Origin of the sequence: Pigmentiphaga sp. YJ18, assembly GCF_038066655.1 — a bacterium.
In the GTDB taxonomy this organism is placed as follows: domain Bacteria; phylum Pseudomonadota; class Gammaproteobacteria; order Burkholderiales; family Burkholderiaceae_B; genus Pigmentiphaga.
In genome coordinates this window covers 963,293-986,306 of the sequence record NZ_JBBUKU010000001.1, presented here as the reverse complement: position 1 = coordinate 986,306, position 23,014 = coordinate 963,293, and the positions used below count along the sequence as shown (strand labels likewise).

The window sequence follows — 23,014 nt, the reverse complement described above, 5'->3', positions numbered from 1 at the left end:
ATTTTGCCCCGGCGTCCCTATTCTTGCCGGATGCGCCACGGACGACGTCCCGTTGCGCGCCCATGAAGAACGCATCTGGAGACGCGTCAATGAAGCTCATTACCCTTGCCGCCGTGGCGGTCTCGCTCGCCTGCCGGGTGTTCGCGGCCGACGCCGCGGAATTTCCCCGGGCCGGCAAGCCCGTCCGCATAGTCGTCGGGCTGGCCGCGGGCGGCCCCACCGATACCCAGGCACGCGTGGTCGCGCTGCACTTGCAGAAGGAATTGGGTGTCCCCGTGGTCGTGGAGAACCGGCCCGGCGCAAGCATGATGATGGCGCCGTCCGAAGTGGCGCGTGCCGCGCCCGACGGCCACACGATCCTGTATTCGCCGTCCGGTCCCTTCACGCAAAGCCCCCATACCAACGAGAAGCTGGCCTACGACCCGTTCAAGGACTTCACGCCAATATCGCTGGGTTCCCTGGGGCCGCTGGTGCTCGTCGTCCACGAGTCCGTGCCGGCGAAGAACCTGAAGGAGCTGGTCGCCTATGCGCGGGCCCATCCGGGCAAGCTCAACTATGCATCGTTCGGCGCCGGGACTTCCTCGCACCTGTTCGGCCAGCTCATGGCCAGGCAGTATGGACTCGACATGGTCCATGTCCCCTACAAGGGCGCGGCGGACGTGCAGAAGGATTTGCTGACGGGCCGGATACAGATCATGTTCGCCGCCGCCGGCGGCGCCGTCCAGTTCGTCCATAGCGGCGGCGTGCGCATGCTGGGTGTCGCGGCCCCGCAGCGGTCGGGGCTGCTGCCGGACGTACCCACGCTGGCCGAGCAAGGCGCCAAGGGCCTGGATATCGATGGCTGGGTGGGATTCTTCGGTCCCGCCGGCATGCCACCCGCCGCCACGAAGCGGCTCAACGCGGCGCTGGTCAGGGTATTGGCGCTGCCCACGGTCAAGCAGGAATTCGCCAAGAGCGCCTACGAGGCCGCCTCGTCATCCCCGGAAGAATTCGCCGCCATGGTCAGGACCTCCTACGACCAATGGGGCAAGGTGGTCCGCGCGTTGGGACCGGGCAACCCATGATGGCCGTGGACGACCTGACCCGGCGGCTGAAGGCCGATCTCGAGCGGTATGCCGGCTTCGGCGACATGATATCGGGCGGGGCGGGAGATCTCGCCGCGGCCGATTGGATAGCCGCGCGGATGACAGACATGGGCTACGCGGTGGCGCGGCAAGCGTTCGACATCCCCTGCTTCGACCCCGCCGAATGCACGCTCACGGCCGGCGGATTCACCGCAACGCTGCATGCCCAGCCGCCGGTCACCCCCACTTCGCCTGCCGGCCTTACCGCGCCGCTCGCGGTCGTCCGATCGCCCCATGACGCCGGCGACGCCAGGGGCCGCATCGCACTCATCGTGCTCCCCCATGGGCGGCATGCTTCCATGCAGTCGCCAGCGGTCCAGCCGCTCGCGCAAGCCGCCGCCGCGGCCGGCGCGGTGGCGCTGGTCATCGTTCCCGTCGGGCCGACCGGCCGGATCATGGGCCTGAACTGCAACCTGGAAGAACCCACCGCGCCGCTGCCGGTGGGCGTACTGGCTCCGGCCGAGCTGGAGCCGTTCCTGGCTGCCGCCCGCGACGCGACGCCGGCGACGCTGGTGCTTCACGGCCCCGGGGCCATGCGCCCTACCTGCAATGTGCACGGCGTACTCGACCGCGGCCCGCGCTGGGTGGCGCTGTCGACACCCCGCACGGGATGGTTCGGCTGCGTCAGCGAACGGGGCACCGGCACGGCCGCGTTCCTCGCATTGGCCGAATGGGTGGCAGGACGGTTTCCGGCGCACTCCGTCTTCTTCATGAACAGCGGCGCGCACGAATACCATTTCGCCGGCGCGCACCGGGCCATGCGGTTCGCGCCGCCACCCGGCGACACCGACGTCTGGGTCCATCTGGGCGCCTCGCTCGCCACGCGCGGCCACGTCGAATTCCGGGGCCTGCAACGCATGCTGCGCTCGGCCGATTCGAACCGCATCCTCATGACGTCCGACCGGTTCCGGGACGCCGCGTCCGAGGCCTTCGCGGGCCTGAGCGGACTGGAATGCCCCGCGCCGGTGCTGGGCGGCATCAGCGAACTGGCCACGATACTCTCGCGAGGCTACGAAGGCTTCGCCGTGCTGGGCATGCCCCGCGCCTTCCATACGCGGGAAGACACCCTGGACACCGTGGATGCCGACCTGTTGGCGCCCGTGGTCCGCGCACACATGGCGCTCATGGAAGCCGCCGTACGGTCGCCGCGGCAGGCCTTGAACGAGGCAAGCCCATGAAGCTCCGGCGTTTTGACCAGAATCCCATCATTACCCGCGCCCTGGACCCATCCCTCGGCAATAACATCGACGGTCCCTCGTTGATCCGGGTACCCGACTGGGTCCCCGATCCGCTCGGCCGCTATTACCTTTACTTTGCCCATCACCAAGGCAGCTTCATTCGCCTTGCCTACGCCGACGACCTGCGCGGACCGTGGAAGATCCATGCGCCCGGCGTGTTGAACGTGCAGGACTCCACCTGCACGGACCACGTCGCGTCGCCGGACGTCCACGTGGATCACTCGCGGCGCCGGATCCGGATGTATTTCCATGGTGTCGCGTTCCCGTCGACCGGACCGACGGACGGCCACGAGCACCGCTTCGGCGAAGCCGGGCGCTGGATAGGCACGCAGCGCACCAAGCTCGCGCTTTCGCGCGACGGGCTGTCGTTCCAGGCACGCGACGAGGTGCTCGGCACCTCGTATTTCCGGGTGTTCCAATGGGAGCACCGGACCTATGCGCTGGCCATGCCAGGCGTGTTCTACCGCTCGCGCGACGGCATCACGGGATTCGAACCAGGACCGATCCTGTTTCCCGCGTCCTTCCGGCATTGCGCGGTGCACGTGTCGGGGTCGCGCCTGCACGTCTTCTTCACGCGCGCGGGAGACTGTCCGGAAAGCATTCTTCACACGGCCATCGACCTGCGGCCCGATTGGCAAGCCTGGACTCCCGGTCCGATCACTACGGTCATGCGGCCCGAACGCGACTACGAAGGCGCCCACCTGCCCTGGCGCGCGTCCGAGCGGGGCCCGGTTTTCGAGCCGGTCGCGCAGTTGCGCGATCCCGCGATCTTCGTCGAGGACGGCCGGGCCTATCTCCTGTATGCCGCGGCCGGGGAACAGGCCATCGGCATGGCCCGCATCGACCTGCCCGGCTAGCCGCTGCGGTTCCGTTCGCCGGCGGCGCCTCGCCGCCGGTGCTCAGAGCGTCGCCGCGCTGCCCAATATCACCGTGCTCTGGCTGGACAAGGTTCCGCCGTTGCCGTGCGCGATGGCCGTCTCGCAGTTCGCGACCTGGCGCCGGCCCGCTTCGCCCCGCACCTGGCGCACGGCCTCCATCAGCACGAACACCCCGTACATGCCGGGATGGCAGTACGACAGGCCTCCTCCATTGGTGTTGACCGGCAGGCTGCCGCCCGGCGCGATGGCGCCGTCCGCCACGAAACGGCCGCCCTCGCCCTTGGGGCAGAAGCCCAGGTCTTCCAGGAACAGCAGGGTGGTGATGGTGAAGGCGTCGTACACCTGGACCGCGTCGATGTCGCGCGGCGCGAGGCCGGCCATGGCATAGGCCGCCGCGCCCGATCGCGCGGCGCCTGTGACCGTGAGGTCGGGCATGCTGGTGATGTGGTAGTGGCTGAGGTGTTCGCCCGTGCCCAGCACGTAGGCGGGCGGCTTGCGCAGCGTGGCCGCCCTTTCCGCCGAGGTCATGATGAGCGCGCCGCCGCCGTCGGTGACCAGGCAGCAGTCGCGCACGGTCAGGGGATGGCTGAGCATGCGCGCGCCCAGGACCTCGTCCACGGTCAGCGGAGTCTTCTCCCACGCGACGGGGTTGAGCAGGGCCCATTGCCGTGCAGCCACCGCGATCTGCGCGAGCTGTTCGCGCGTGGTGCCGTACTGGTGCATGTGGCGCGAGGCCGCCAGCGCATACGAACTGGCGGTGTAGATGGGCCGATAGGGCGCTTCGTAGGGATTGACGTCGGGCGCGGCCACGTTGCTGCGGCCGGCGCTGCGCTGGGTGCTGCCGTAGGCGATCAGCGCGACCTCGCACAGGCCGGCCTGGATCGCCAGCTGCGCGTGCGCCACCATGGACATGAAGCTGCATCCGCCTATGTTGGTGCCGTCGTGGTAGCGCGGCGCGATGCCCAGGTATTCGCACAGCGCCAGCGTGGGCATGCGGCTTTGCGAGGTGGTGGCGAACACGCCGTCCACGTCGCGCAGCGACAGGCCGCAGTCCCGCAGCGCGCGATGCGTGGCCTGGCCCATCAAGTCCAGCGGCGACAGGCCTTCGGCCACCTGCCCCAGGTCCGATTCGGCCACGCCGACGATGGCGCAGGCGCCGCGTTGCAGGGCGTTCATGCGGCCTCCGGAAGGAAGACAGGATAGGGCGGCTGGCCATCCGGCGGAGTGTGTACCTGGACACGCACGCGCAGGCCGATGCGCACGTCGTCGGCCGGGACGTCCTCGACCCGGCTCATCAGGCGAAAGCCCTCGTCCATGTCGACCAGCACGACGTTGTAGGGCGTCTGGTCGCGCGGGCTGATGACGGTGACCGCATGCACGGTGCCCAGGCCCGCGCTGACCCGCCAGGCCAGGTCGGGATTGCCGGTGCCGGGCCCGATGACCCGTGGCGGGAACACCGCGCGGCCGCAGGCCGGATCGTACTGATAGGCCAGCTCGCCGCGGGCGAGGTGGTCGCGGAAGGCCGCCAGCGGCGACAGGGAAAGGCGTTCTTGGTCCATGGTTTCCGTGAGGGTTGGTTGCCGCTTCAGACGATGCCGTCGCGGCGCAAGGCCGCGATTTCCTGGTCGCTGCAATCGGCCAGTTCGCGCAGCACGGCGTCGGTGGAATCGCCCAGCACGGGCGGCGGCCGGTCGTAGGCCGGCGGCGTACCGCGCAGGCGCAGCGGGCTGGCGATGGTCGAAACGATGCCACCGTCGGCCTTGGGCATGTCCACGCGCAGCCCACGATGCCGGACCTGGGCGTCCTCGAACACCTGGGCATAATCGTTGATCGGCCCGCAGGGCACGCCGTGGGCTTCCAGCCGCGCGATCCATTCGTCGCGCGCACGGGTCAGCATGGTGCGGGCCAGCTCGGGCACCAGTTCCTGCCGGCCGACGATGCGGCCCGTGACTTTCTTCCAGCGTTCGCTGCCGGCCAGGTCGGGCCGTTCGATGGCGGCGCAGTATTGCTGCCACTGCTTGTCGTTGCCCACGGCCACCACGATCTCGCCGTCGGCCACCGCGAACACCTGGTAGGGCACGAGGCTGGCGTGCGCGTTGCCGTAGCGGTGCGGCACCTTGCCGTTGGCGAAGTAGCCGGTGACCTGGTTGCCGCCCAGCGCCACGATGCAGTCCAGCAGCGCCATGTCGATGTACTGGCCGCGATCCGACACGGTGCGGTGCTGCAGGGCGGACAGGATGGCGATGGTGGCGTACATGCCGGTCATCACGTCGGCGATGGCGACGCCGACCTTCTGCGGGCCGCCGCCCGGCAACTGGTCATGCTCGCCGGTGATGCTCATCAGGCCGCCCTGCGCCTGGAACACGAAGTCGTAGCCCGGCTTGTGGGCGCTGGGGCCATCCTGCCCGTAGCCGGTGATGGAGCAATACACCAGGCGCGGGTTGATGCGCGACAGGCTGTCGTAGTCCAGCCCGTAGCGTTTCAGGTCGCCGATCTTGTAGTTCTCGACCACCACGTCGGACCGCGCCGCCAGCCGGCGCACCAGCGCCTGGCCCTCGGGCCGGGCGATGTCCACGGTGATGGATTTCTTGCCGCGGTTGGCGGCCGCGTAGTAGGTGGAGTCGCCGGTGTCCCCGCCGTGGGCGTCGCGCACCCACGGCGGCCCCCAGGCGCGGGTGTCGTCGCCGGTGCCGGGGCGCTCCACCTTGATGACCTCGGCGCCCATGTCGGCCAGGTTCTGCGTGCACCAGGGGCCGGCCAGGATGCGCGACAGGTCCAGGACGCGGAGGTGCGACAGCGCGCCGGTCTGGCCGCCCGTGGCGGCCTGTGTGGTTTCGGAAGACATGTCGGAATCAGTCGATCTTGATGTTGGCGTCGGCGATGACCTTGGACCACTTGCTGAGTTCGGCGTCGACGAACGCGGCGAACTCGGGCTGGGTCATGGTGCCGGGCTCGGCGCCCTGCGCCGCGAACTCCTTGCGCACGGTGGGGCTGGACAAGGCTTTGCGCACGTCGGCCGACAGCCGGTTGGCCAGCTCGGGCGACATGCGGCCCGGGCCGTACAGGCCGAACCACGCGGTGGCCTCGAAGCCCTTCACGCCCGCCTCGTCGAGGGTGGGCACGTCCGGCAGCGCGGGCGAACGCTTGAGCGAAGTCACGCCCAGGGCCCGCAGGCGGCCCGACTTGATGTGCTGGATCACGCCCGGCACCGAGTCGAACATCACCGGGATCTGGCCGCCCAGGAGGTCGTTCAGCGCCGGCGCCGCGCCCTTGTAGGGGATGTGCGTCATCTGGATGCCGGTCATGGACTTGAACAGTTCGCCCGACAGGTGGTTGGCGCCGCCGGTGCCGGCCGAACCGAAATCCACCTTGCCGGGATGCTGCCTGGCGTAGGCGATCAGTTCCTGCACCGTGCGCGCCGGAAAGGCATGGTTCACCACCAGCACGTTGGGCACGGCCGCGACCTGGGCGATGGGGGTGAAGTCGGTGCGCGTGTTGTAGCGCAGGTTCTTGTACAGGCCGGGGTTGATGACGTGGTGCGTGGCCGTCAGCATCAGCGTGTAGCCGTCGGGCTGCATGGCCGCCAGTTGTTCCGAGAAGATGGTGCCGCTGGCGCCGGCGCGGTTCTCCACCACGACCGGCTGGCCCCAGTTCTTCTGCAGCTCGGCCGCCAGTTGGCGGGCCAGGATGTCGGTGGTGCCGCCCGGGGGAAACGGCACGACGAGCCTGACCGGCTGGGTGGGAAAGTTCTGGGCGTGGGCCAGGGCGGGCAGGGCCAGGCCCGCCGCGCCGGCCAGCACGGCCAGGGCACGCTGGATGCGCATCGTCATGTCGTCTCCTTTCTTTGTCTATCGTGCGCGCGTGCTCAGGCCGCGCCCAGTTCGTGCGGGAACTCGACCATGGCCTCGCCCGCCGCGACGATTTCGCCGCGCTGGTTCGCCACCTGCACCGTCAGCGTGGCCCAGCGGCTTTTCTTCGTGGCCTGCACGGCAGAGACCGTGGCGGTGGGCGTGATGGTGTCGCCCGGCTTGACCGGGATCTTCCAGCGCGTCTCGAGCCGGCGCTGCATGCCGCCCAGCGGATAGAGCCAGTCGGTCAGCATCTTCGTGATGACGCCGAAGTTGTTCATGCCGTGCATGATGATTCCGCCGAAATTGGTCCGGCCGAAATCGCCCTTCATGTATTCGTCGTCCCAGTGCAGCGGGTTGTAGTCCAGCGAAGCCTCGCAGAAATCGCGGATGGTTTCGCGGGTGGGGGAGAAAGGCGTGCCCTCGATCGTCAGGCCGGGCTTCAGGGTGTCGAATGCGTTGCTCATGATTGACCTCAGAACGGGCGGATGGTCCAGCCGCGGCCGGAGCAGATGACTTCGTCGCGCTGGTTGAAGAACACGTTGTCGTGCACCACGAACAGGCGGTTCTTCTTGATGACCTTGTCCAGCGCGCGCGCCTCGAGGCGGATGACGTCGCCCGGCCGGGCCGGCAGGTTGTAGCTCCACGACTGGCCGGCGTTGACCGTGCCGGGGCTGCGCATCCAGTCGTCGGTGGGAGTGCACGCGAACATCAGCAGGATGTGGATGGCCGGCGGGGCGATCAGGCCCTTGTAGGGGCTCTTGCGCGCATACTCCTCGTCGAAGTAGAGCGGATGCATGTCGCCGACCACGCGGCAGTATTTCTGGATGGCCTCCAGCGTGAGCGTGTAGGGCAGGGTCTTGCGCGGTTCGCCGGGAACGATGTCATCCCAGGTCTTGCGCAACTGCTCGTCTTTCCAGAAGTCGGTTTCGAAGCTTGTCTCGGTTGTCATGGAAGTCCATTGAGAGGTGTTGACCTGCGGCCTGGATCTGCTAGAATGACCGCTTAGCGGATACAAGTAACCGCTCTATGACCATTATTTGGATTCCGGCCTGCGCTGTCAAGGCCGTGGAGGACCCATGGCGACCCCAGAAAGCGAATCGTTCGTCCGCACCTTTGCCCGCGGCCTGGCCGTGATCGAGGCCATGGGCTACGGCTCGTATCGGAAGAACCTGGCGGAAATCGCCGAAGAGGTGGACCTGCCGCGCACCGCGGTGCGGCGCTTCCTGCTGACCCTGATCGAACTCGGCTTCGTGCAGACCGACGGCAAGCGCTACTGGCTGACGCCGCGCGTGCTGCGGCTGGGCCTGTCCTACCTGAACAGCCTGCCCTACTGGCGCCAGGCCCAGCTCAGCCTGGAAGAACTGTGCGGACGCATCAAGCAGTCGTGCGCGCTGTCGGTGCTCGACGGCGAACACATCGTCTACATCCAGCGCCAGCACTCCAAGCGCATCCTGACCATGAGCCCGTCGCTGGGCAGCCGCCTGCCCGCGCATGCGGTGTCGATGGGACGCATCCTGCTGGCAGGCCTGCCGGACGAGGCGCTGGAGCAGTATCTGCGGACCACCCCGTTCAAACGGCTGACCGGCGCCACCGTGGTCGATCCCGATACGCTGCGCGAGCGCATCCTGGCGGCGCGCAAGCAGGGCTACGTCTGGATAGACGGCGAACTGGACGAAGCCATCTGCGGCCTGGCCGTGCCGGTGCGCGACCAGGACGGCAACACCATCGCCGCGATCAACGTCAGCCTGCCGACCGGACAGGTCACGCAGGAAGAGGCCTTGAAGCTGTACCTGGCCGAACTGCGGCAGGCCGCCTCGCAAATCCGCGCGGCCACGATGTAGGGCGCCATGCCGGCGGGCGCGGGCCGGCGCCCGCCTCCGCCGGATGCGGATTCAGGTCCGCGCCACGCTCCACGACGGCCGCTCGTTCAGCGTCGCGACGTCGAAGCCCGCCAATTGCCGGTACGACTGCTCCACCCGCTCCAGCTCGGCCGCCGCCGAGGCATGGTCGCTGGCCCGCGCCAGCGTGCTGACCCGCTTCATCACGTCGCCCGCCATGCTGCGGTTGGCCCGCTGCACGGCGGCCACGGCCTCGCGGCGCGCCTGCTCGTAGGCCGACAGCGCCGCCTCGGGGCCGGGGTGCGTGGCCAGGTGATAGGCCAGGACCCGCGCGTCGATGATGGCCTGCGATGCGCCGTTGGAACCGAAGGGATACATGGCGTGGGCCGCGTCGCCCAGCAGCGTGGCCGGGCCGGCGGTCCAGCGCGGCAGGGGATCGATGTCCGCCATCGGATACTCGTAGGCCGCGTCCGACCGGCGCACCAGCGCCGGGATGTCCAGCCAATCGAAATTCCAGTGGGCGACATGGGCGGCCACCGCATCGGGGGAGACGGGGCGGTTCCAGTTGCCGAGCTCGCCTGCGGCCCCCGGCTCGGTGGGCCGCACCATCAGCCAGTTCAGCACGCCCGGGCCGATGGGATAGACCACGCAGCGCAGATGCTCGTCGCCCACGATCACCATCGAACGCCCGCCGCGGAAGGCCGGCCCCGGCGCCGCGCCGCGGAACATGGTCCAGCCGTTGGTGGCCAGCGGCGCGCCGTCGCCATGCAGCGCGGCGCGCACGGCCGAGCGGATGCCATCGGCGCCGACCAGCACGTCGGCGTCATGGACAGCCGTGCCACCCGAGGCGTCCACCGCCGTCACCCGCACGCCTGGGGCCCCGACGGCCACGTCCTGCACGCGCTGTCCGGTCACGACCGCCCCCGGCCCCAGGCGCTCGATCACCGCGGCCAGCAGCAATTCCTGCAGCTTGCCCCGGTGCACCGAATACTGCGGCCACCGGTAGCCGGCCTCCAGGCCCCGCGCCTCGGCGTTGATCAGCCGGCCGCCGCTGTCCACGTAGGCCAGCTCGGACGTGGGAATACCGAAGGACGCCAGCCGCTCGCCCAATCCCAGCTCGTCCAGTTCGCGCACGGCGTGGGGCGGCAGGTTGATGCCCACGCCCAATTGCTGGATCCGCCGCGCGGCCTCCAGCACCGTCACGTCGGCGATGCCCGCCGCATGCAGGCTGAGCGCGGCGGTCAGCCCGCCTATGCCCGCGCCCGCGATCACGATCTTCATGATGGTTCCCTGTTTTCCAGACACCGCGTGATCAGGGCTGGCGCATCAGCTTGGCATGCTCGACCAGCTTGCGTTCCGAGACGTAGTAGCTGGCGGCGAACTTGCCGTAGTCGGCCGGTGGGCTGAACCAGTAGGTCTGCCCCAGCTTCTCCAGCAGCTTGGCGTACTCGGGATCGTCCACCGCCGCCTTGAAGGCGGCCGCCAGCTTCTGTACCACTTCCGGCGGCATGCCCTTGGGCCCGATCAATCCATAGGGCGCGGAGTTGGCGATGTCGTAGCCCAGGCTGCGGGCGGTGGGCAGGTCCGACAGCAGCGGCGTCGGCTCGGCATCGAACGACATCAGCAGCCGCAGCGCGCCCGATTGCACGTGCGGCAGCAGGCTGCCCACGGCGTCCACCGCCGCCACGGTCTGGCCGCCCAGCAGGCTGACGGCGGCCTCGCTGCTGCTCTTGTAGCCGACGTGGGTCAGTTCGGCGCCGGCGGCGGCGGCGAAGGCCTCGGTCAGCAGGTGCATGCTGGTACCGGCGCCGGCGGTCGCCACCGACACCTTGCCCGGATTGGCCTTGGCGTACCGCACCAGGTCGGCCGCGGTCCGATACGGCGAATCCGCCTTCACCGCCAGCACGAAGGTATAGCCGCCCAGCCCCGCGATCCAGGTGAAGTCGCGGATCGGGTCCCAGTCCACTTTCTGCATGTACGGGACGCGGAACATGCCGGCCGTGGCCGAGGCGATGGTGTAGCCGTCGGGCTTGTCCTGCCTGGCCATGGTGGAGGCGGCCAGCGTGGCGCCGACGCCCGGCTTGTTCTCGACGATGATGGGCTGGCCGAGATGGCGCGCCGCCAGTTCGGCCAGCTTGCGGAAGGTCAGATCGGTGGGGCCGCCCGGACCGAAGCCGACCAGCAGGCGTATCGGCCGGTTCGGATAGTCCTGCTGGGCGGCCGCTGCGGGCTGGGGCGCGGCGGGCAGCAGCAGGGCCAGGGCGAGCGCCCAGGTCCCGCGGAAAAAGCGTTTCATCGATGGTCTCCTTTATTATCCGCTTAGCGGTTATTAATGACCGCTTATCGACCATAGTGCGGCAAAGGAAGAAACCGTGTCAAGAAATGGCGGTGGCGCCCGGTCGTCCACCGGCGGGTGGGCCCGAGTCCGAATCAATTTAAGTGTACGTATAACTGTACTTATTATTAATTCCTTAAAAATCAATATCTTACAAATTATATTGATTTGATATTTACGTATTGATATAGTCGCTCCACGTTTTCATGACATGGACCCCAGCGGTCCGCACATCGTTCAGGGGCCCTCTCATGCGTTGCCTTCGCCGTCTTGCCCTCGCCGCCGCCACCGCGGCCTGTCTGCTGCCCTGGGCGGCCCACGCCCAGGGCGAGGCCTGGCCCAGCCGCCCCTTGACCTTGATCGTCTCGTCGGGCCCGGGCGCGGGGGTCGACACCTTCGCCCGCGTCCTGGCCGAGCGCCTGCAGCCGCGGCTGGGCCAGAGCGTCATCGTCGAGAACCGGCCCGGCGCCTCCGGCATGATCGCGGCGCGCCAGGCCGCGCGGTCCGCCCCCGACGGCTACACGCTGTTCCTGATGCCCAACACGCTGGTCATCGCCCCCTACGTGCTGGCGCAGAACGCCGCCACGGTCAGCGTCACGAAGGAACTGGCGCCGGTGGTGATGCCGGTCTCGACCATGATGGTCATGGCCGTCAACGGCAAGTTCGCCGACAGCCACGGCATCAAGACGGTGAAGGACTTCATCGCCGTGGCGAAGAAGGAACCCGGCTTTCCTTACTCCGGCGGCGACAACGGTTCGCCGATGAACGTGATGGGCGAACAGTTCCACAAGGAATCCGGGCTGGAGCTGACCAGCGTGCCCTACGGCGGCGTGGCCAAGATGGTGACGGCGCTGCTGGGCGGGCAGGTCAACATGGCCTGGATGCCCACTTCGGGCAACACCCAGTACTTCCGCGACGGCCTGCTGCGCGCCCTGGCCACGTCCTCGCCCCAGCGCTCGCCGCAGATGCCGGACGTGCCGTCCATGGCCGAGCTGGGCTATCGCGACGTGCAGGCCACCGCCTGGTTCGGCATCCTGGCGCCGCTGGGCACGCCGGCGCCCGTCATCGCCCGGATCAACCGGGACATCAATGCCGTGCTGAAGGATCCGGCCATGCGCGCCCGGCTGGACCAGCTCGGCTACGAGCCGGAAGGCGGGCCGCCCGAGGCGCTGACCCGGCAGATGCGCGAGGACGACGAACGCTATCGCCGCCTGACCGCCGAACTGAAGATCCGCGCAAACTGATCGCCCTCGCAGCAAGGAGTCCCCGTTGTCCGCGCCGCCCCTGAAACTCAGCATGACCTGCGGTCCCTACGACCGCGCCCAGGCCCTGATCAACGGCACCGTGCGTGCGCGGGGCATCGAGCTCGACATCACCGTCAACGACGACGACGTCAGCCGCCAGTCGCAAAGCGCGCGCGGCATGTTCGACGTCGCGGAATTCTTCACCGGCACCTACATCGCCGACCTGCCGCGCCGCACCCTGGGCTTCACCGCGCTGCCGATCTTCGTCAAGCGCATGTTCCGGCACTCGTACATCTACATCAACCGGCGCAGCGGCATCGCCAAGCCGTCGGACCTGAACGGGCGCCGCGTGGGCGTGCAGACCTGGGCCACCAGCGCCGCGCTGTGGGCCAAGGGCATCCTGGAGGAAGACTACGGCGTCGACCTGTCGTCCATCACCTGGGTGGCCTGGCAGCCGGTGCGGCTGCCGGACTGGACGCCGCCGCCGTGGCTGAAGATGGAGATCGCGCCGGCCGGGTCCTCGCAGTACGACCTCCTGGCCTCGGGCGCGATCGACGCGGGCATCACCACCGAAGTGTGGGCGCCCAACGTCCATCCCGACATCGATTTCCTGTTCCCCGACCACGGCGCCGAGGAACGCGCCTATTTCGCCCGCACGCGCTGCTTTCCCATCATGCACACGCTGCTGGTGCGCACGGCCATCCTCGAGGCCCATCCGTGGGTCGCGCAAAGCCTGTACGACGCCTGGGAGGCATCCAAGCAGGCCTGCTACCGCAAGCAGGAGGAATGGGCGCGCATCCACACCACCTCGCTGTGGTATCGCGCGCTATGGGAAGAGGAACGCCGCGCGGCGGGGCCCGACATCTACCCGTGGGGCTTTGCCAGGACCCGCCACGAAGTGGACCGGATGCTGGCCTACGCCCACAGGCAGGGCCTGACGCCGCGCAAGTACGAGCCGGAAGAAATGTTCTGGCCCTCGATGCTGCAAACCTGAGGCCCGCGCCTCAGTCCGCCGTGATGCCGGCGCTGCGGACGATGGGCGCGTAGGTGTCCAGGTCGCGCTTGACCACCTTGGCCAGCGTCGCCGGCGGCCCGCCGACCAGGATCTGGCTGGCGCCTTCCAGCCGCTGCTTCACGTCGGGCAGGGCCAGGATCGCATTGATCTCGCGGTTGAGCTTGTCGACGATGGGTGCCGGCGTGCCGCGCGGCGCGAACAGCCCCGTCCATACGCCGACCACCATGCGCGGATAGCCCTGCTCGCGCAGCGGCACGATATCGGGCGCCGACGCCAGGCGTTCCTCGTCCAGGCCGCCCAGCACGGTCAGCGCGCCGGCCTTCACGTGCTGCGCGACGTTGCCGTAGGGCACGAAGATCAGGTCCACGTGTCCGCCCAGCGTGTCGTTCAGCGCCGGCGCCAGTCCCTTGTACGACACGAAGGACATGTCGATGCCGGCCATCTGCTTGAGCATTTCGCCGGCCACGTGCTGCGGCGAGCCGTTGGCCGAACCGGTGTAGGTCAGGCCGGGATGAGCCTTGGCATAGGTGACCAGCTCGGGCAGGTTCTTCACGCCCAGGCGCGGATGCGCCGCCAGCACCATCAGCGTCTTGGCCGGCAGGATCACCGGCGCGAAGTCGGCCTGCACGTCGAAGCTCACGACCCCCTTGGGCAGCACCAGCGGCGACAGCACGAAGGTATTGGGCGTCATCATCAGCGTATGGCCATCGGGCGCCGCGCGGGCCACGTGCGCGGCGCCGATGGTGCCGCTGGCCCCGGGGCGGTTCTCGACCACGACGGTCTGGCCCAGGCGCTGGCCCAGCTTGTCGCCGATCACGCGGGCCAGCATGTCCGGGCTGCCGCCGGGCGGGAAGGGAACGACGATGGTGATGGGCCGCGACGGATAGTCGGCGTCGGCCCCATGGGCGGCCGCCATCGGCAGGCAGGCGGCACAGGACAGCAGGAGTGCGGCAAGGGTCTTCATACGGAGCATCCTGAACAAGAGTGGAAACGCCGCGCTAGGCGACGCGCGTACCGCTGGCCGACACCCCGCCGTCCACGGGCAGCACGGCGCCCGTGATGAACGAGGCTTCGTCGGAAGCCAGCCACAACACCGGCGCCGCGATCTCGGCCGGCTCGCCCCAGCGGGCGATGGGCGCGGGCACGAAGCCGCGGTCCTTCAGTTCGGATTCGGACAGGCCGCGCGCGGCGGCGCGGCCCAGCGTGAATCCGGTCAGCACCGACCCCGGGCACACGGCATTGGCACGTACGCCATGCCGCGCTTCCTCGATGGCCAGCACCCGGGTCGCCGCCACCATCGCCGCCTTGGTGGCGTCGTACTGGCCCATGCCGGCCCGGCCGCAGATGCCGAAGGTGGAGGCGACGTTGACCACCGCGCCGCGCCCCGACCGGCGCAGCCAGGGCAGGGCGAGCGCGGTGACCAGGCTGGCGCCGACCACGTTGACCGACAGGATGCGCTGCCACGAGGCGGCATCGGCGTCGGCCAGGCGGTGGTATTCGCGCGTGGCGGCGTTGTTGACCAGGATGTCGAGCGCATCGCCGCCCGCCCGGATGGCGTCGCCCAGGCGCGCCACCTGGGCTTGGTCGGCGATGTCGCAGGTGGCGGCGACGATGCGCTCGCGGCCCAGGCGCGCCACGGCCGCCGCCAGCGCCTCGGCGTCGCGATCCACCAGGATCACGCGCGCGCCTTCATCGGCGAACAGCGCGGCAATGGCCTGGCCGATGCCGCCCGCGCCGCCGGTAACCAGCGCGGTCCTGCCTTCGAGCCTGTGTCCCATGCGCGCTCCTAGGCGGGGTAGGCCAGCGAGCCGGCCGGGTTGTCGATGCGCTCGCCGTGCTGGGCCTGCGACACGAAGGCCGTGCGCAGCAGCCGGCGGACCTTGATCACGTCCTCGTCGGGCGCCAGCAGGTACTCGCGCGAACGGGCCTCGATCAGGTCGCCCTGCGCCTCGGCGGCGAAGGCGTCCTCGGCGTTGACCAGCTCCAGCCGCGGCAGCGCCACCTCGTTGAACAGGCGCGTGGCGGCGGCGCGCTCGGCCTCGGTCCGGGCACGCCAGGACAGGAAGCGGACCACCGTCGTGTGCTGGGCATCCTGCGGAAATTGCCACAGCCGCGACGCGTAGGGCGCGGCGCCCGGCGCCGGCATGATGGGATTGGTGGTCAGACAGGGCAGGCAGAAGCGCTGGCCCTTGACGTCCACGGTGAAGTGGCCGTGATTGATGGGCTCGCCTTCCAGGTCGACCGACACGCCGCGCACGCCGTGCGAAGTGCGGATGATCTTGATGCGGCGGTCTTCCAGCGGCACCTCGTTGCTGCCCGGCTTGCGTTCGGCGCGGTGCACGGCCTGCGAATCGGTATGCAGCACGACTGCGTGGAAGCCGTCGCTGCCGTCGATGGCCAGCAGCCAGTTAGCCTTCCAGGTGGAGGTGGGCAGCCGGAAGCAGATGAATTCGTCGGGCTTGAGCAGTTCCTCGGGAACCTGGGTCTCGAGCGGCGGCGGCGGAAAGCGGACCGGATCGCCCAGGTAGGCCCAGATATAGCCCCCCAGTTCCCGCGCCGGATACGCGGGCACGCCCAGCCGGTCGTGATGGGGGGTATGCGCGGTTTCCCACGGGATCAGCGTGCAGCGGCCTTCGCCGTTGAAACGCAGCCCGTGCATCAGGCATTGCAGTTCGCCATCCATGACGCGGCCGACCGACAGCCGGATGCTGCGATGCGGGCAGCGATCGCGCACGACATTCGGCTGGCCGTCGGCATCGCGCCAGGCGGCGAGGTTCTCGCCCAGCACCTTCAGCCCGACCGGCTTGCCGGCAGGCAGTTCTTCCGTTTGCAGGATCGGATACCAGTAGTTGCGCAGGCCGGTCGGCAAGCCTTCCGGAATCAACTGGACCAGTTCCTTGACCGCGGTGTCGCTCATTTTCATCCCCTGGGTTCTAGCATGCGAACACTATAAGAAGATGGAAATAACATGTCAAATAATGAATTCATTAAGTCAATAACTCATTGTTTTATATGAAATTATAAATTTGTACACGTATAAGTGTTCATATAAGTAGGCAAACTCGGTCGATGGGTGTGGTAACGTTGCCGCCGAGGAGATTCCATGCAGCCCGAACCCGACCACGAACTGCCGGCCAGCGCCGGCTCTACGCGCGGCGAGCCCGATCCGCTGCTGGTCATGTACAGCATGCCGGGGCACCTGATCCGGCGCGCCAAGCAGAAGACCACGCTGGCCTTCGCGCCCATCACCCGGCGCTTCAACCTCACGCCCATCCAGTACGTCGTGCTCAAGACGATCTCGATCCGGCCCGGTGTGGACCAGGCCGAACTCGGCGACATCGTGGGGCTCGATACCTCGACCACCGGACAGGTGGCCGCCCGGCTGGAACAACGCTCGTTGATCGTGCGCCGGCCCGACGGCCGGCGCCAGCGCGTGGAAGCCTCGGCCGAAGGCCTGGCGCTGCTCGAGCAGCTGGGGCCGATGCTGGAGGACATCCAGGACGAGGTCGTCCAGCCTCTTACGGCCAAGGAAAGACAGCAACTGCTGCGGTTGTTGTCAAAAATGCTGGGCGTGGCCACGCTGTACTACCGGCCCAAGCCACGCGGACGGCGGCGCGCGCCGCGCGATCCGGACACTGCGGGCTGATTCGCCGCGATGCCCCGCCAGGGGGGCATCGCACGCCCGTCACTCTATCGTCACGCCCGTCCGGGTGATGATGTCCTTCCAGGCCCGCGCCTCGTCCCGCAGGCGGCCGGCGAACTGCGCGGGAGAATTCGCGATCGGCAGCGTGCCTTGCTCGACGAACTTGCGCTGCACGTCCGGATCATTGACCGCCGCGCGCAGGGCGCCGGCCAGCCGCTCGACGATGGCCGGCTCGGTGCCGCGCGGCGCCGCGATGCCCCACCAGTTGGCCAGGATGACGCCCGGCGGCAGGCCGACCTCGGCCGTGGTCGGGACCTGCGGCAAGGCCGGCAGCCGCTGGTCGGCGGCCACCGCCACGGCGCGGATGCGTCCCGCCGCGATCTGCCCGGCAACGATGCCGTAGCTGGCGATCAGCAGTTGCACGTCGTTGGCGACCAGCGCCTGCACTCCGGGCTGCGAGCCCTTGTAGGGCACATGGACCATGCGCGCGCCCAGCTGGTCCGACAGCATCAGCGCGGACACGTGGGGCACGGTACCCGCGCCCGGCGATCCGTAGTTCAGCTTGCCCGGGTGGGCCTTGGCGTAGTCGGCGAATCCGGCATAGTCGCGGGCCGGCAGCGCGCCCGTGATCGTGACCAGATAGGGCTGCTCGACCAGCAGGCTGACCGGCGTCAGCGCCGCCAGCGGATCGAAGCCCATCTTGGGGAACAGGAACTGGTTGATGACGAAGTTGTTCGTCGGCCCCATCAGCAGCGTATAGCCGTCGGGCGCGGCGTTGACCACGTCCAGCGTGCCGATGTTGCCCGCCGCGCCGGCCTTGTAGTCGACGATGACGGGCTGCCCGAGCTGCTTCTCCAGGGCCTGCTGCAGGTTGCGCAGCACCAGGTCCCCGCCGCCGCCGGGCGGATAGGGCAGGACGATCTTGACCGGCCGCTCGGGATAGGCGGAGAAGGCGGCGGCGGCGAACGACAGGCTGGCGATGGCCAGGACCAAACGGCATCCACTGCATGGCTTGCTCATAAGAACTCCCATGAATGTAAGGAAACCCTGGCCGGCACCTACGCCAGGTCGAAGCGCTGTCCCCGGTTCTGCTCGTCGGCGCGGCGGTAGATGTCCCACGCCACCGCCACGTCTATGCTGCCTATGCCGGTCATGAAAGCCATGACCCGATCCGTCGTGGCGGCCCGTCCCGGGGCACGGCCGCTCACGATGTCCTGCATGCCGACGCCGCGGGCGTCGTCGATGGCCAGCCCCGGCCGGTAGCGCTCGAAGGCGCGCGCCAGGTTGTCCCGGTGATCGCACACCACGCGGTCGGCCCGCCGATAGGTGGCGTCGTCCCACGAGCCCGTGATGTCGAGCGGGATCAGCACCGTGCCCGGCGACCACCATTCGGCCGCGATGGGGTGCGTCTGGAGCTTGGGCACGGAAGACACCACGATGTCCATGTCCTGCACGGCCTGCCGGACCTCGTCCACCGGCGTCAGCGTCCACGGCCCCTGGCCCGCCATGCGCGCGCAGAAGTCCGCCCGCGAGGCGGGGCGCTGCGAAGCCACGAATACTTCCGTGATCGAGGGGAACAGCGCCGCCAGGCAGCGCAGGGACCACTCGCCCAGGCCGCCGCAGCCCACCAGGCCGACGCGGCGCGGCGCCGGGTTCGCGCAATACCTGGCCGCCAGCGCGGCGCAGGCGCCGGTGCGGGCGTAGGTGATCCACATCCCGTCCATGATGGCCACCGGCACGCCGGTAAGCGGATCGTTCAGCACGATCAGCGCGCTGGAGTCCGGCGCGCCATGCCGGGCATTGCCCGGAAAGAACGACACCCATTTCATGCCCAGCGCCTGCTGGCCGCCCACCCAGGCCGGCATGGCGTGCAGGAAGCTCGACGGGCCGTGCGGGTGCAGCGCGACCTTGGCCGGCACCTCGACTTCCCCCGCCGCATCGCGGCGATAGGTGTCCTCGACGACGCGGATGACCTCGGCCAGCGGCGGCGCGCAATGCGCGACGTCGGTGGCCGACAGCAGGAGCGGGCGTATGGCGGCGGGCATGTCGGTCTCCATCGAGGCCTGCGGGTTCACAGGGAAATGGTGTGCAGCCGCCAGTCCAGGGAGCCCGAGATGATCTCGCACCCCTGCGCGCGCACGATCACGTGCTCTTCCGCGTTCAGCAGCCCTTCATGCGTCTCGATCTTGGGTTCCGGCGTGATGCTCATGCCTTCCTGGAACACGTGCGTATCGAACGCGTTGATGTAGGGCGGCTCGTTGACCAGCCCGATGCCGTGGCCGATGCGCTTGGCGGGATGGTCCGAGTAGTTGGTCCAGCCGGTCCGGGCCAGCAGCGACTGCGAATACTCGAACACCGATGCGGTCGTGACGCCGGGCCGGATCTTCTCCATCACCTGGAAGAGGATTTCCCACATGCCGTCGTGCTCGCCCTGCTGGCGCGCGCTGGGCGCGCCGAACACCGCGCGCCGCGTGATGTCCATCTTGTAGCCGTTGACGCTGCAGCCACCGTCCAGGTACAGGATGTCCCCGCGCCGGAACGCGCCGCCGGGACCCGTGGCGCCCAGCGCCACCGGCGGCCCCGAATCCAGGTCCGCGCCCAGTTCGGCGTACAGGGCCATGATGCGCTGCTGGACCGCGCGCTGCGTCACGCCCTCGTCCAAGGATTCCAGGCATTGCCCCCAGGCCCGCGATCCGATCGCGCACGCCTGCCGCAGCTGCTCGATCTCCCATTCGGACTTGATCATGCGACAGGCCCAGATCACCGGCGAGGCATCGACCCAGCGTATGCCGGGCAGCTCGCCGCGCAGGCGGTCGAGATCCGCCAGCCCCAGGCCCAGCCGGGGTTCGTTGCCCAGCTCGATGCCCAGCCGCGCGGCGTGCAGCCCGCGTTCGGCCAGGATGTCGCGCAGCCCCCAGTCGGTGGCCGGCTCGCGGTCGAACGGCACCTCGGGGTAGATGCGCCGGTCGGCCACGCTGGGATTGCCCGGCCGGCGGTACAGGCGCGCGAACATGTCCGGGCCGCTCCAGTTCACCAGGGCCGGTTCGCCCGCGGCCGGCAGCACGAAGGCCGCCGGGCGGCCTGGGCTGGCCTTCTCGCCGGTGAAGTAGTAGAAGCCCACGGGATCGGTAACCACCAGCCCGTCCATGCCGGCGCGCGCCATTTCCGCCCGCGCGCGGGCCATCCTCGATTCGAATTCCTGCCGTGGCACGCTCACTGTTCGCTCCTCCTGTCGCCGCGCCGCATCCTTGGGGAAGCGGGTGGCGCGGTAGTCAAAAGCCGACGGCCGCGCCGTCCTTGCGATGGTCCGATCCCGCCACATAGCCGTCGTCGCCACGCAGGATCAACTGCGCGCCGCCGAACGCGAAAGCGGCCTGCGGCGATTCCCGCCGCACCTCGTGGCCGCGCGCGAGCAGGCCCGCCACGATGGCTTCCGGCATGCCGGCCTCGACCAGCACCTTGCGTCCCGACACCACCTGCCAGCGCGGCGCGTCGGACGCGGCCTGCGGGTTCTGGCCGTACAGCTGCGTGCGCACGGCCAGTTGCAGATGCCCCTGCGCCTGCATCGGCCCGCCCATCACGCCGAAGCTCATCGCGGGCTGGCCCGCGCGCATCGCGAAGCCGGGGATGATGGTGTGCAGCGGCAGCCGCCGCGATCCCACCAGATTGGGATGCCCGGGCCGCAACGAGAAACCCATGCCGCGGTTCTGCAGGCTGATGCCGGTGCCGGGCACGACCACGCCCGAACCGAAGCCCTCGTAGTTGGACTGGATGAACGAGACCATCATGCCCGCCGCGTCGGCCGCGGCCAGATAGACCGTGCCGCCCTGGCGCGGCGCGCCCGCGCCGAAATCGCCGGCGCGCGCCGGATCGATCAGCGCCGCGCGCGCATCCAGGTAGTCGTCCGCCAGCAGCGACCGCGGGTCGATCTGCATCGAGGCCGGATCGCCGACGAAGGCCTCGACGTCGGCGAACGCCAGTTTCATCGCCTCGATCTGCAGATGCATGGCTTCGACGCTGTCGACCGCGTGCCGCCGCGGGTCGTGGCGCGCCAGGATGCCCAGCGCGATCAGCGTGGCGATGCCCTGCGTATTGGGCGGAATCTCGTGCACGTCGACGTCGCCGATGCGCTGCGACAGCGTGCCGCACCAGTGCGCTTCGTGCGCCGCCAGGTCGTCCCGCGTCATCGCGCCGCCGTGGCGCGCGGCATGCGCGACCAGGGCCTCGGCCAGTGCGCCCCGGTAGAAGGCCTCGCCGCCCGTGGCGGCGATGGCCTCCAGCGTGCCGGCCAACGGCGCGTTGCGGAAGATCTCGCCGGCGGCCGGCGCGCGCCCGCCAGGCAGGAAGGCTTCGGCGAAACCCGGCTGGTCGGCATAGTTGGGCGCGATGCGATGCCACAGCGCGGCGATCAGCGGACTGACCGCGAACCCCCGCCGCGCATAGTCCACCGCCGGCTCGAACAGGCGCTCGAAAGGCAGCGCGCCGAAGCGCCGGCTCAGCGCCGCCCATGACGACACCACGCCCGGCACCGTGACGCTGTCCCAGCCGCGGCGCGGCATGGTCTCGCCCCCGGCGAAGCGCGCCGCCTCCCAGGCGGCCGGCGCGCGGCCGCTGGCATTCAGCCCGTGCAGGCTCGCGCCGTCCCAGACCACCGCGAAGGCATCGCTGCCCACGCCGTTGGCGGTGGGCTCGACCACCGTGGAAGCGATGGCCGCCGCCACCGCCGCATCGACGGCGTTGCCGCCTTGCAGCAGCATGCGCAGCCCGGCCTGCGCCGCCAGCGGCTGCGAGGCGCACACCACGTTGCGCGCCAGCACCGGCGAACGCTGCGACGGATAAGGCAATGCGTAATCGAGATCCATGGCGCTCAGGCGGGCACGCCGGCCACCGGGGTCACCCAGTGCGCGTAGCGTTCGTCGCGCCCGCGCACGGCATCGAAATACAGCGACTGCAACCGCCGCGTCACCGGTCCCGGCACGCCCTGGCCGATGGGCCGGTCGTCCAGCGCCACCACCGGCGTGACCTCGGCGCCGGTGCCGACGAAGAAGGCCTCGTCGGCGATGTACATGGCGTCGCGGGTGAAGAACTCCTCGCGCACCGCCAGGCCCGCGCCGCGCGCCAGCTGGATGATGGAGTCGCGGGTGATGCCGTCCAGGATGTAGGTCAGCGGCGGCGTGATCAGTTGCCCGTCGCGCACGATGAAGACGTTCTCGACCGAGCCCTCGGCCACGTGCCCCTGGGCATCCAGCAGCAGCGCCTCGTCGTAGCCGCCGCGCAGCGCGTCGGTGCGCGCCATCTGGAACAGCATGTAGTTGCCGCAGGCCTTGGCCTTGGACATGTTCGAATTGATGTGATGCCGCGTATAGGACGAGGTCTTGACGCGCGTGCCCTGCTCCAGCTTGCCCTGGCCCAGGTACTCGCCCCAGAACCAGACCGCGATGCCCACGCTGACCTTGCAGCCCGTGTAGTTCAGCCCCATGCCGCCGTAGCCGATGTAGGCCACCGGCCGCAGATAGCACTTCGCGTGGCCGCTGGCCGCGACGGTTTCGCGGCAGGCCTCGACGATGGTGTCCCGGGTGTAGGGAATGTCCAGCCCGATGATCTTGGCCGACTTGAACAGCCGGTCGATGTGGGCGTCGAGCCGGAATATGGAGGTTCCCTGCTCGCCGTCATAGGCGCGTATGCCTTCGAAGACCCCGAATCCATACTGGAAACTGTTGCTGACGAAATGGACGGACGCATCCGCCCAATCGACCAGCTTGCCATCGATCCAGATGGGTGAACCCTGCTCTTCCATGACCGCCTCCTTCCAGGAAAGGCCGACCGCAAGAACTGCTTGATGGGATTG

23 protein-coding genes are annotated in these 23,014 nt (G+C 69.1%); 7 read left to right on the top strand and 16 right to left on the bottom strand.

Features of this window, described 5'->3' with window-relative positions; translation table 11 throughout:
* Nucleotides 1–89: 89 nt before the first annotated feature.
* The 3 genes from WKR98_RS04850 to WKR98_RS04840 are packed head-to-tail and all read left to right on the top strand — an operon-like array spanning nt 90 to nt 3,219.
* The gene (locus WKR98_RS04850) at nt 90–1,064 is read left to right on the top strand and encodes a Bug family tripartite tricarboxylate transporter substrate binding protein (RefSeq protein ID WP_238160239.1); all 975 of its coding nucleotides are present in this window, start codon (nt 90–92) and stop codon (nt 1,062–1,064) included.
* The gene (locus WKR98_RS04845) at nt 1,061–2,302 is read left to right on the top strand and encodes a hypothetical protein (protein ID WP_341432235.1); all 1,242 of its coding nucleotides are present in this window, start codon (nt 1,061–1,063) and stop codon (nt 2,300–2,302) included. Before WKR98_RS04850 ends, WKR98_RS04845 begins: the two co-directional genes overlap by 4 nt.
* Nucleotides 2,299–3,219 carry a hypothetical protein gene (locus WKR98_RS04840; RefSeq protein ID WP_341432234.1) on the top strand — a complete coding sequence of 307 codons (921 nt, stop codon included), beginning with the start codon at nt 2,299–2,301 and terminating at the stop codon, nt 3,217–3,219. Before WKR98_RS04845 ends, WKR98_RS04840 begins: the two co-directional genes overlap by 4 nt.
* A 42-nt stretch (nt 3,220–3,261) precedes the next feature.
* Here the strand turns inward: WKR98_RS04840 and WKR98_RS04835 are convergent, their stop codons facing one another.
* From WKR98_RS04835 to WKR98_RS04810, 6 genes are read right to left on the bottom strand one after another with little or no spacing between them, the layout of a single operon-like run.
* A complete protein-coding gene (locus WKR98_RS04835) occupies nt 3,262–4,416 on the bottom strand; it encodes an acetyl-CoA acetyltransferase (protein WP_124692126.1) in 1,155 nt (384 codons plus the stop codon).
* On the bottom strand, nt 4,413–4,799 hold the full coding sequence (locus WKR98_RS04830) for a Zn-ribbon domain-containing OB-fold protein (protein ID WP_124692125.1): 387 nt from the start codon (nt 4,797–4,799) through the stop codon (nt 4,413–4,415). The genes WKR98_RS04835 and WKR98_RS04830 overlap by 4 nt, the downstream gene beginning before the upstream one ends.
* A gap of 26 nt (nt 4,800–4,825) precedes the next feature.
* On the bottom strand, nt 4,826–6,085 hold the full coding sequence (locus WKR98_RS04825) for a CaiB/BaiF CoA transferase family protein (protein ID WP_124692124.1): 1,260 nt from the start codon (nt 6,083–6,085) through the stop codon (nt 4,826–4,828).
* Between the two features lie 7 nt (nt 6,086–6,092).
* Nucleotides 6,093–7,070, bottom strand: coding sequence for a tripartite tricarboxylate transporter substrate binding protein (locus tag WKR98_RS04820; protein ID WP_341432233.1), 978 nt, complete (start codon nt 7,068–7,070; stop codon nt 6,093–6,095).
* A 35-nt stretch (nt 7,071–7,105) separates the two neighbouring features.
* On the bottom strand, nt 7,106–7,555 hold the full coding sequence (locus WKR98_RS04815; RefSeq protein WP_124692122.1) for a MaoC family dehydratase: 450 nt from the start codon (nt 7,553–7,555) through the stop codon (nt 7,106–7,108).
* A gap of 8 nt (nt 7,556–7,563) precedes the next feature.
* Nucleotides 7,564–8,040 (bottom strand): MaoC family dehydratase, encoded by a 477-nt coding sequence (locus WKR98_RS04810; RefSeq protein ID WP_124692121.1) that lies wholly within the window; start codon nt 8,038–8,040, stop codon nt 7,564–7,566.
* Nucleotides 8,041–8,167: 127 nt separating this feature from the next.
* Between WKR98_RS04810 and WKR98_RS04805 the strand changes: the two genes are divergently transcribed.
* Complete coding sequence (locus tag WKR98_RS04805) at nt 8,168–8,932, top strand: IclR family transcriptional regulator domain-containing protein (RefSeq protein ID WP_341432232.1); 765 nt, start codon at nt 8,168–8,170, stop codon at nt 8,930–8,932.
* Nucleotides 8,933–8,983: 51 nt separating this feature from the next.
* Here the strand turns inward: WKR98_RS04805 and WKR98_RS04800 are convergent, their stop codons facing one another.
* Nucleotides 8,984–10,210 carry an FAD-dependent monooxygenase gene (locus WKR98_RS04800; protein WP_341432231.1) on the bottom strand — a complete coding sequence of 409 codons (1,227 nt, stop codon included), beginning with the start codon at nt 10,208–10,210 and terminating at the stop codon, nt 8,984–8,986.
* Between the two features lie 31 nt (nt 10,211–10,241).
* Nucleotides 10,242–11,225 carry a tripartite tricarboxylate transporter substrate binding protein gene (locus WKR98_RS04795; protein ID WP_341432230.1) on the bottom strand — a complete coding sequence of 328 codons (984 nt, stop codon included), beginning with the start codon at nt 11,223–11,225 and terminating at the stop codon, nt 10,242–10,244.
* Between the two features lie 290 nt (nt 11,226–11,515).
* Here WKR98_RS04795 and WKR98_RS04790 point away from each other — a divergent pair, with 290 nt between their 5' ends.
* Nucleotides 11,516–12,508 (top strand): Bug family tripartite tricarboxylate transporter substrate binding protein, encoded by a 993-nt coding sequence (locus WKR98_RS04790; protein WP_341432229.1) that lies wholly within the window; start codon nt 11,516–11,518, stop codon nt 12,506–12,508.
* A 25-nt stretch (nt 12,509–12,533) separates the two neighbouring features.
* Nucleotides 12,534–13,502, top strand: coding sequence for a hypothetical protein (locus WKR98_RS04785; RefSeq protein ID WP_341432228.1), 969 nt, complete (start codon nt 12,534–12,536; stop codon nt 13,500–13,502).
* Nucleotides 13,503–13,512: 10 nt separating this feature from the next.
* Here WKR98_RS04785 and WKR98_RS04780 read toward each other — a convergent pair whose 3' ends face one another.
* The 3 genes from WKR98_RS04780 to WKR98_RS04770 are packed head-to-tail and all read right to left on the bottom strand — an operon-like array spanning nt 13,513 to nt 16,440.
* The gene (locus tag WKR98_RS04780) at nt 13,513–14,487 is read right to left on the bottom strand and encodes a Bug family tripartite tricarboxylate transporter substrate binding protein (protein ID WP_341432227.1); all 975 of its coding nucleotides are present in this window, start codon (nt 14,485–14,487) and stop codon (nt 13,513–13,515) included.
* Nucleotides 14,488–14,521: 34 nt separating this feature from the next.
* On the bottom strand, nt 14,522–15,301 hold the full coding sequence (locus WKR98_RS04775; protein WP_341432226.1) for an SDR family NAD(P)-dependent oxidoreductase: 780 nt from the start codon (nt 15,299–15,301) through the stop codon (nt 14,522–14,524).
* Between the two features lie 8 nt (nt 15,302–15,309).
* Nucleotides 15,310–16,440, bottom strand: coding sequence for a Rieske 2Fe-2S domain-containing protein (locus tag WKR98_RS04770; RefSeq protein WP_341432225.1), 1,131 nt, complete (start codon nt 16,438–16,440; stop codon nt 15,310–15,312).
* A 186-nt stretch (nt 16,441–16,626) separates the two neighbouring features.
* Here WKR98_RS04770 and WKR98_RS04765 point away from each other — a divergent pair, with 186 nt between their 5' ends.
* A complete protein-coding gene (locus WKR98_RS04765; protein ID WP_341432224.1) occupies nt 16,627–17,169 on the top strand; it encodes a MarR family winged helix-turn-helix transcriptional regulator in 543 nt (180 codons plus the stop codon).
* 39 nt (nt 17,170–17,208) lie between these two features.
* On the opposite strand, the gene WKR98_RS04760 is transcribed toward WKR98_RS04765, so the two are convergent.
* The 5 genes from WKR98_RS04760 to WKR98_RS04740 are packed head-to-tail and all read right to left on the bottom strand — an operon-like array spanning nt 17,209 to nt 22,963.
* Nucleotides 17,209–18,186 carry a Bug family tripartite tricarboxylate transporter substrate binding protein gene (locus WKR98_RS04760; RefSeq protein WP_341432223.1) on the bottom strand — a complete coding sequence of 326 codons (978 nt, stop codon included), beginning with the start codon at nt 18,184–18,186 and terminating at the stop codon, nt 17,209–17,211.
* Nucleotides 18,187–18,224: 38 nt separating this feature from the next.
* Nucleotides 18,225–19,211, bottom strand: coding sequence for an ornithine cyclodeaminase family protein (locus WKR98_RS04755; protein WP_341432222.1), 987 nt, complete (start codon nt 19,209–19,211; stop codon nt 18,225–18,227).
* 26 nt (nt 19,212–19,237) lie between these two features.
* A complete protein-coding gene (locus WKR98_RS04750) occupies nt 19,238–20,383 on the bottom strand; it encodes a M24 family metallopeptidase (RefSeq protein ID WP_341432221.1) in 1,146 nt (381 codons plus the stop codon).
* Between the two features lie 55 nt (nt 20,384–20,438).
* On the bottom strand, nt 20,439–22,028 hold the full coding sequence (locus WKR98_RS04745; protein WP_341432220.1) for a gamma-glutamyltransferase family protein: 1,590 nt from the start codon (nt 22,026–22,028) through the stop codon (nt 20,439–20,441).
* Between the two features lie 5 nt (nt 22,029–22,033).
* Nucleotides 22,034–22,963 (bottom strand): branched-chain amino acid transaminase, encoded by a 930-nt coding sequence (locus WKR98_RS04740; protein ID WP_341432219.1) that lies wholly within the window; start codon nt 22,961–22,963, stop codon nt 22,034–22,036.
* Nucleotides 22,964–23,014: the final 51 nt, after the last annotated feature.

Coding starts and splice junctions, on each gene's coding strand:
- WKR98_RS04765 (WP_341432224.1), top strand. CDS start 16,627: ATGCAGCCCGAACCCGACCACGAACTGCCGGCCAGCGCCGGCTCTACG.
- WKR98_RS04755 (WP_341432222.1), bottom strand. CDS start 19,211: ATGCCCGCCGCCATACGCCCGCTCCTGCTGTCGGCCACCGACGTCGCG.
- WKR98_RS04850 (WP_238160239.1), top strand. CDS start 90: ATGAAGCTCATTACCCTTGCCGCCGTGGCGGTCTCGCTCGCCTGCCGG.
- WKR98_RS04780 (WP_341432227.1), bottom strand. CDS start 14,487: ATGAAGACCCTTGCCGCACTCCTGCTGTCCTGTGCCGCCTGCCTGCCG.
- WKR98_RS04845 (WP_341432235.1), top strand. CDS start 1,061: ATGATGGCCGTGGACGACCTGACCCGGCGGCTGAAGGCCGATCTCGAG.
- WKR98_RS04820 (WP_341432233.1), bottom strand. CDS start 7,070: ATGACGATGCGCATCCAGCGTGCCCTGGCCGTGCTGGCCGGCGCGGCG.
- WKR98_RS04790 (WP_341432229.1), top strand. CDS start 11,516: ATGCGTTGCCTTCGCCGTCTTGCCCTCGCCGCCGCCACCGCGGCCTGT.
- WKR98_RS04830 (WP_124692125.1), bottom strand. CDS start 4,799: ATGGACCAAGAACGCCTTTCCCTGTCGCCGCTGGCGGCCTTCCGCGAC.
- WKR98_RS04795 (WP_341432230.1), bottom strand. CDS start 11,225: ATGAAACGCTTTTTCCGCGGGACCTGGGCGCTCGCCCTGGCCCTGCTG.
- WKR98_RS04825 (WP_124692124.1), bottom strand. CDS start 6,085: ATGTCTTCCGAAACCACACAGGCCGCCACGGGCGGCCAGACCGGCGCG.
- WKR98_RS04800 (WP_341432231.1), bottom strand. CDS start 10,210: ATGAAGATCGTGATCGCGGGCGCGGGCATAGGCGGGCTGACCGCCGCG.
- WKR98_RS04840 (WP_341432234.1), top strand. CDS start 2,299: ATGAAGCTCCGGCGTTTTGACCAGAATCCCATCATTACCCGCGCCCTG.
- WKR98_RS04805 (WP_341432232.1), top strand. CDS start 8,168: ATGGCGACCCCAGAAAGCGAATCGTTCGTCCGCACCTTTGCCCGCGGC.
- WKR98_RS04740 (WP_341432219.1), bottom strand. CDS start 22,963: ATGGAAGAGCAGGGTTCACCCATCTGGATCGATGGCAAGCTGGTCGAT.
- WKR98_RS04835 (WP_124692126.1), bottom strand. CDS start 4,416: ATGAACGCCCTGCAACGCGGCGCCTGCGCCATCGTCGGCGTGGCCGAA.
- WKR98_RS04745 (WP_341432220.1), bottom strand. CDS start 22,028: ATGGATCTCGATTACGCATTGCCTTATCCGTCGCAGCGTTCGCCGGTG.
- WKR98_RS04810 (WP_124692121.1), bottom strand. CDS start 8,040: ATGACAACCGAGACAAGCTTCGAAACCGACTTCTGGAAAGACGAGCAG.
- WKR98_RS04815 (WP_124692122.1), bottom strand. CDS start 7,555: ATGAGCAACGCATTCGACACCCTGAAGCCCGGCCTGACGATCGAGGGC.
- WKR98_RS04760 (WP_341432223.1), bottom strand. CDS start 18,186: ATGAGCAAGCCATGCAGTGGATGCCGTTTGGTCCTGGCCATCGCCAGC.
- WKR98_RS04770 (WP_341432225.1), bottom strand. CDS start 16,440: ATGAGCGACACCGCGGTCAAGGAACTGGTCCAGTTGATTCCGGAAGGC.
- WKR98_RS04775 (WP_341432226.1), bottom strand. CDS start 15,301: ATGGGACACAGGCTCGAAGGCAGGACCGCGCTGGTTACCGGCGGCGCG.